Annotated in this window: 5 protein-coding genes and 1 pseudogene (1 of these 6 only partly in view); 3 read left to right on the top strand and 3 right to left on the bottom strand. The window is 67.0% G+C overall.

What is annotated here, in order from left to right; all coding sequences use genetic code 11:
* Positions 1-41 precede the first annotated feature (41 nt).
* Entirely contained in the window at positions 42-566 is a 525-nt protein-coding gene (locus BGP17_RS12495; RefSeq protein WP_286712238.1) for a hypothetical protein, read from the bottom strand.
* 83 nt (positions 567-649) lie between these two features.
* On the opposite strand from BGP17_RS12495, the gene BGP17_RS12500 reads away from it, so the two are divergent.
* Genes BGP17_RS12500 through BGP17_RS12510 form a run of 3 tightly spaced genes read left to right on the top strand, consistent with a single transcriptional unit; the run spans position 650 to position 3,837 of the window.
* Positions 650-1,384 carry an SDR family NAD(P)-dependent oxidoreductase gene (locus BGP17_RS12500; RefSeq protein WP_286712240.1) on the top strand — a complete coding sequence of 245 codons (735 nt, stop codon included), beginning with the start codon at positions 650-652 and terminating at the stop codon, positions 1,382-1,384.
* Positions 1,381-2,247 (top strand): aldose 1-epimerase family protein, encoded by an 867-nt coding sequence (locus BGP17_RS12505; RefSeq protein WP_286712241.1) that lies wholly within the window; start codon positions 1,381-1,383, stop codon positions 2,245-2,247. Before BGP17_RS12500 ends, BGP17_RS12505 begins: the two co-directional genes overlap by 4 nt.
* Before the next feature lie 21 nt (positions 2,248-2,268).
* The gene (locus tag BGP17_RS12510; protein WP_286712243.1) at positions 2,269-3,837 is read left to right on the top strand and encodes a peptide chain release factor 3; all 1,569 of its coding nucleotides are present in this window, start codon (positions 2,269-2,271) and stop codon (positions 3,835-3,837) included.
* A gap of 153 nt (positions 3,838-3,990) precedes the next feature.
* Here the strand turns inward: BGP17_RS12510 and BGP17_RS12515 are convergent, their stop codons facing one another.
* On the bottom strand, positions 3,991-5,256 hold the full coding sequence (locus tag BGP17_RS12515) for a spinster family MFS transporter (protein ID WP_286712245.1): 1,266 nt from the start codon (positions 5,254-5,256) through the stop codon (positions 3,991-3,993).
* 75 nt (positions 5,257-5,331) lie between these two features.
* A pseudogene (locus BGP17_RS12520) lies at positions 5,332-7,111 on the bottom strand (TonB-dependent receptor) (it continues 547 nt past the right edge of the window).

Below are 7,111 nucleotides of genomic sequence, written 5' to 3' on the forward strand. Positions count from 1 at the left end.
GGGATATCCTTCGTGGCGCGCAGGCGTCCGAAACGGCAAGCTCAGGGCGACGGATGGTTCGATCGCACGGCGTGGCGCCGCCGCCACGTCCAGACCATCAGCCCCAACCCGCCCAGCACTCCGCCTGCATAGCTCGTGCTGTGTGCCCACAGGTCGGCAAGGAAGGCGACGTGCTTCTCGGAGGGAACGACTTCGACGAGCCAACCGACGAGCCGGATCCAGCCCAGCGCGGCCCCGACCGCGCCGGCGATCCCGGCCAACAGCGCGAGCGCACCGCAACCGAGCATCAGCAACAGGATCGGCCGGCGCAGCTGTGCGAGCGAGAGCCTGGGCGCACGCCCCGCCCGGGCCGCCACGGCGAGCCCGACGCCAAGCGGCAGCCCGACCCACCAGGTCGCGACCACGCCCCAGCCCAGCGCAAGCAGGAAGGGCGAACTGGTCGGGAAGATCGGCGGATGCCCGATCGTGAAATATTCGACACAGAGATGCGCGGTCACCTGATCGTGGAGCACGCCATAGGCAATCGCGGCGAATATCGCGAATCCGATGATTTTCAGCGCTTCCATGCCCGCCCCCTCCCGCACGGACAATTGCAGCCGTCGCACGGATTGACCATAGGCGCGGCAGGATATCGACAAGGAGCAGCCCAATGCCCACCGCACTCATCACCGGCGCCACCGCGGGGATCGGCGAGGCATGCGTCCATGCCTTTGCCGATGCGGGGTGGAACGTCGTCGCCACCGGGCGGCGCGAGGATCGGCTGGCGGCGCTCGCCCGCGACAATGTCCATGTCCTCGCCTTCGACATCCGCGACGAGGCGGCGCGCGATGCAGCGCTGGACGGGCTGCCCGAGGGCTTTCGCGACATCGACCTGCTGGTGAACAATGCCGGGCTGGCACTGGGCCTGGAGCCCGCGCAGCGGGCGTCGCTCGCCAGTTGGAAGACGATGATCGACACCAACATCGTCGCGCTCGTCTCGATCACGCACAAGCTGCTGCCCGGGCTGATCGCGCGCAAGGGAGCGATCATCAACCTTTCCTCGGTGGCGGCGACCTATCCCTATCCCGGCGGCAATGTCTATGCGGCAACCAAGGCGTTCGTCCGCCAGCTGAGCCTGGACCTGCGGGCGGACCTGCACGGCACCGGGGTGCGCGTCACTTCGATCGAACCGGGCATGGTCGAGACCGAGTTCACGCTGGTGCGCACCGGCAGCCAGGACGTGTCGGACAAGCTCTATGCCGGGGTGAGCCCGATGACGGGCGAGGACATCGCCGAGACGATCCTGTGGGTGGCGACGCTGCCGCCGCACCTCAACATCAACGCGCTCGAGCTGATGCCGGTCAACCAGAGCTGGCAGGGCTTCGCCGTGCACCGCGAGGCATGATCGAGATCGGCTCGGAGGCGCTCGCCGCCGTCATCAACCCGCTGGGCGCGGAGCTCTGGTCGCTGCGCGATGCCGGCGGCCGCGCGCTGATGACCGATGCCGACCCCGCCTTCTGGGCCGGGCGGGCGCCGCTGCTCTTCCCGATCGTCGGGCGGCTGATGGACGACAGATACCGGCTGGACGGCAAGGAATATGCGCTGCCCCAGCATGGCTTCGCGCGGCGCCAGAATTTCGCGCTGATCGACCAGGCGCCGGATCGGGCGGTGCTGCGGCTGATCGACAATGCGGAGACCCGGGCAGCCTATCCCTTCGCCTTCGCGCTCGACGCGGCCTTCTCGCTGAAGGGCGCGACGCTCGCGATGGACGTCACCGTCACCAATACCGGCGATGTCGACATGCCGGCGAGCTTCGGCTTCCACCCCGCCTTTGCCTGGCCGCTCCCCTATGGCGCGGCGAAGGCGGCGCACCGGATCACCTTCGCCGATGAGGAGCGGGGCCAGCTGGCGGCGATCGTCAAGGGCGGCTGGATGGATGCCGGCGGCTGGGAAAGCCCGGTCGAGGGGCAAGTGCTCGCGCTGCACGACGCATTGTTCGAGCGCGATGCGCTGGTGTGGAATCCGGTACGCAGCCAGTCGCTCGCCTATGGCGCCGAGGGCGGGCCGCAGCTGGTCTGCGATTTCCCCGACACGCCGGCGCTGGGGCTGTGGATGAAGCCGGGCGCCCGCTATCTTTGCATCGAGCCCTGGCACGGCATCGCCGACCCGCACGGGTTCACCGGCGAGATCTGGGACAAGCCGCTGATGCAGCGCTATGCGCCGGGCGAAGCGAGGACCTTCACGATGAGAGTGACGCTGGCCGGTTGACCCGCTAAAGGGCCCGCCACCATGCCAGTTTCCGACCGCCGCACCTTCGCCATCATCTCGCACCCCGACGCGGGCAAGACCACGCTGACCGAAAAGCTGCTGCTGTTCGGCGGCGCGATCCACCTTGCCGGCGAAGTGAAGGCGCGCGGCGCCGCCCGGCGCGCGCGATCGGACTGGATGAAGATCGAGCAGCAGCGCGGCATCTCGGTCACCAGCTCGGTGATGACCTTCGAGCGGGGCGGCATCACCTTCAACCTGCTCGACACGCCGGGCCACGAGGATTTCTCGGAAGATACCTATCGCACGCTCACCGCAGTCGATTCGGCGGTGATGGTGATCGACGTCGCCAAGGGCATCGAGAGCCAGACCCGCAAGCTGTTCGAGGTCTGCCGCCTTCGCAACGTGCCGATCATCACCTTCGTCAACAAGGTGGACCGCGAAGGCCGCCATGTCTTCGAGACGCTCGACGAGATCGCCGACCTGCTCGCGCTCGACGTGTGCCCGATGACCTGGCCGGTGGGCATGGGCGGCACCTTCGAGGGGATCTTCGACCTCGCCACCAACCGCCTGTTGCTGCCCGAGGGCGACAGCCGCGAATTCCATGGCAAGGTGGTCCAGACCAGCGGCCTCGACGATCCGCAGCTCGACGCGATCCTCTCGGCCGAGAACCTCGCCAGGCTGCGCGAGGATGTCGAGCTGGCCCAGGCCGGCTATCCGGCATTCGATGCCGAGGCCTATCGGCATGGCGACCTGACTCCGGTCTATTTCGGCTCGGCGCTGAAGGAATTCGGCGTCGATTCGCTGATCGACGCGATCGCCACCCATGCGCCGCCGCCGCATGCGCTGCCGGCCGAGCCGGCGCCGGTCTCGCCCGATGCGGGACAGGTCACCGGCTTCGTGTTCAAGGTCCAGGCCAATATGGACCCCAATCACCGCGACCGCATCGCGTTCATGCGGCTGGTCTCGGGCACCTTCAAGCGCGGCATGAAGCTGACGCCGACCGGGCATGGCAAGGCGATCGCGATCCACTCGCCGATCCTGTTCTTCGCCCGCGAGCGCGAACTGGCCGACGAGGCGTTCCCCGGCGACATCATCGGCATCCCCAATCACGGCGTGCTGCGCGTGGGCGACACGCTGAGCGAGAAGGCGGACGTCCGCTTCACCGGCCTGCCCAATTTCGCGCCGGAGATCCTGCGCCGGGTAGTGCTCAAGGATCCGACCAAGACCAAGCAGCTGCGCAAGGCGCTGGACGACATGGCCGAGGAAGGGGTGACTCAGGTCTTCTATCCCGAGATCGGCTCGAACTGGGTGATCGGCGTGGTGGGGCAGCTGCAGCTGGACGTGCTGATCAGCCGGCTCGAGGCCGAGTACAAGGTGGCGGCCGGGCTGGAAGTCGCGCCGTTCGAGACCGCGCGCTGGATCTCGGCCGAGGATCCCAAGGACCTGGCCGACTTCGTCGCGCTCAACCGCGGCGCCATGGCCAAGGATCGCGACGACAACCCGGTGTTCATGGCCAAGTCGAACTGGGAAGTCGGCTATGTCGCCGATCGCTATTCCAGGGTGAAGTTCGCGGCGACGCGCGAGCGCTGATCGCCGGCGTCCAGGGTGGCCGGGCGGTCCCATCCCCGCCCGGCCGTCCCGGAAAGGCATCCTTTCGGAACGCCTTTGCAGAATCGTGCAAATTCGTAATTTGCGCGATTCCGGAATCCGCCGAGTCGGGAAACTACCTAGGTGGCGGCGCTTCTAGTCGACCCAGCCCTTGCGCACGTGCCGGGCCGCGAGCAGCGCGAGGATGCCGGCGAGCACATAGAATCCAAGGCAGAACACCGCGCCATAGCGCAGCGCATCGGCGCCATAGCTCGCCTTCAGCTCCTCGGACAGGAAGCCAATCAATAGCGGGCCAAGGCCCATGCCGATCAGGTTGTTGATCAGCAGGAAGCTGCCCGAGGCAGTGGCGCGCATGTGCTGCGGCACCATATGCTGCACGGCGGTGGTCACCGGGCCCAGCCACAGGATGTTGAGCCCATTGGGGATGATCAGCAGCGGCCAGGCGATCCAGGGGTTGGACGTGAGGAAGCCGATCGCGAAGAGCGGCGCGGTGAGCAGCCAGGCGATGGCGGGCAGCCAGGCGTACCAGGCGCGGTCGCCCTTGCCGAGCCGGTCGGCGAACCAGCCGCCGGCGAACACGCCCGCGGTGCCGCCGATCAGCAGCAGCGAAGCCATGAACTGGCCGGTCGCCACCAGGTCGAAGCCGAAATTGCCCATCAGCACGAGCGGCGTCCACAGCGCCAGGCCATAGCCGCACAGCGAGCTGCACGAGGCGCCGAAGGCGAGCAGCCAGAAGGCGGGCTTGCCGGCCAGGATGCCGAACACGGCGCTCACCGGCGCGCCGGCGGTGCCCTCGCGGGCGGGTGGGCGCGGAACGTCGCGGACCACCCAGCGGAAGATCGGCGCGATCACCAGGCCGATCACGCCCATGGTGATGAACGCCGCGCGCCAGTTCACCAGCGCGGCGATATAGGCGCCGAGCAGCGTGCCGAGCGCCAGCCCGATCGGAATGCCGAGCGAATAGATGGCGAGCGCCCGGGCACGCCGCTCGGGCGGGAAATAGTCGGCGATCACCGCATAGGATGGCGCCACGCCCCCCGCTTCACCGACGCCGACGCCCAGGCGGAACAGGAACAGCTGCCAATAGCCGGTGGCGATGCCGCACAGCCCGGTGAACGCGCTCCACACCGCCAGCGCCCCGGCGATCACGCCCGACCGGCTGGTCCGGTCGGCGAGATAGGCGAGCGGCACGCCGAGCACCGAGTAGAGGATCGCGAAGGCCAGGCCCCCGATCGCCCCGAACTCGGTCTTGGTGAGGTGCAGATCCTCCATGATCGGCTTGGCGAGGATGCCCAGTATCTGCCGATCGAGGAAATTGAAGGTGTAGACGAGCAGGAGCATCGCCAGCACGACGCCGCGATAGCCGGGGCGGCTCGCGGGGTTTGAAGCGGGAGCGTTCATGGCAGCATCTCGGCAAGAAAAGAGCCGGACGTCAATGGGACGTCCGGCTCATTGGGTTCACGGATCGTGCGCGGCTCAGAACTTGACGCTGAACGAGCCGAAGATCTGCCGCGGATTGCCGTAGAAAGCGGTCGCCACGCCTTCCTTGCCCAGCGTCGGCACATAGCCGGTGCCGTTGGTGATGACGTTGCCCGGTATGGTCGCGTCGAGCGGCTGCCCGGCGAGGTTGGCCTTGATATATTGATAGCCGGCGGTCTTGTAGCGCACGTCGGTCAGGTTCTTGCCGTGGATGCCGATCGAGTAGCGCCCCCCGCCGAAATTATAGACCAGGTGCGCGTCGAGCAGCGTGTAGCCCGGCTGGTCGAGGAACGGGCTGGCCGTCTCGAACTGATGGGTCAGGCTGCGATAGGACACGGTGGTGGTGGCGTTGAGGTCGCCGCCGCCGATCGGCAGCGCCGCGCCGAGCGTGCCCGCCAGCGTCCAGTCCGGCGTGTTCTGGAACACGCGGACATTGGCGACATCGGTGCCGGTCGGCCCGATGAAGCGCTTGTACTTGGCGTCGATATAGCCGAGCGCGCCATTGATGAAGACGCTCGAGCCCGGGCCGGCAAAGCCGCGCGCCAGCACGGCGTTGGTCTCGAGTTCCACGCCCTTGATGTCGGCCTTGGCGGCGTTGGTGGTGATGCCGCAGAAGCTCTGGACATTGTTGATCAGGCAGCCGACCGAGCCCGGGATCTGGACGTTCGAATAGTTCGAATAGAAGCCGGCGAGCGACCAGTTCAGGCGGCGATCGAACGCGGCGCCCTTCCAGCCGATCTCATAGCTCTTCACCGTCTCCGGATCGAAGGAGAGGTAATTGTAGATATCCTGATAGGTGCGGCCCGCCGACGGGTTGCTGATCGGCGCCGACGTGCCCGAACCGCGCGGATCGAAGCCGCCGCCCTTGAAGCCTTCCGAATAGGACGCATAGACCATGTGGTCGGCGCTCGGCTTGAAGCTCAAGGTGGCGCGCGGCGTGAAGCGCTTGAAATTGGCGGTGCCGCGGAAATCGGTGGACGGCGCGCCGACCGGGATCGGGGTGCCGCCAAAGTCCGGCGTCAGGCCGAAATAGCTCGCCTTGAAGACATAGCTCCGGCGCTGGTCCCAGGTGTAGCGGCCGCCGAGCGTCAGGCTGAGCTGCGGCGTGAAATCGAAGGTGAAGTCGCCATAGATCGAGCTGGTCTCGGTGCGCACGTCGCCGGCGGTATAGGCGTTGAACCCGGGCAGGGTGGTCGACAGCAGCACGCCGAAGCCGGTCGTCGCCTTGGCGCCCAGATAGTAGAAGCCCAGGATGCCGTTGATCTTGCCGCCATGGATCAGCGCCTGGAATTCCTGGCTGGTCTGGTTGTTCTTGTAATAGGCCGGCACGTCGACATCGACCGAGGGCGTCGAATCGAAGTCGATCGGCGTGTACGACGTGTCCTCGCGATAGGCGCTGATGCTGCGCAGCGTGATCAGGTCGCTGACCTCGGCATTGACCGTCATCGAGATGCCGCCCGCCTGGACGTCGTTCTTCGGGCTGTTGAGACCGGCATTGGTGTCGAAGACATTGCTCAGCACCGGCGAGCCGGTGAGCAGGCCCGGGATCAGGCGGTGGCCGTTGCGGGGGTTCGACTTGTCATGGGTATAGTCGCCGGTGATCCGCACCGACATCTTCTCGTCGGGCGTCTCGAACTCCAGCGTGGCCCGGCCGGCCCAGACATTCTTGTTGTAATTGTCGATCCCGAGATAGCGGTTCCGGCCGAAGCCGTCGCGGGTGAGGCGGGCGCCCGAGATGCCGAGCTTGAACATCGATCCGATCGGCGTGGAGGCGCTG

This window comes from Sphingomonas sp. 67-41, from assembly GCF_001899725.1.
GTDB lineage: Bacteria > Pseudomonadota > Alphaproteobacteria > Sphingomonadales > Sphingomonadaceae > Sphingomonas > Sphingomonas leidyi.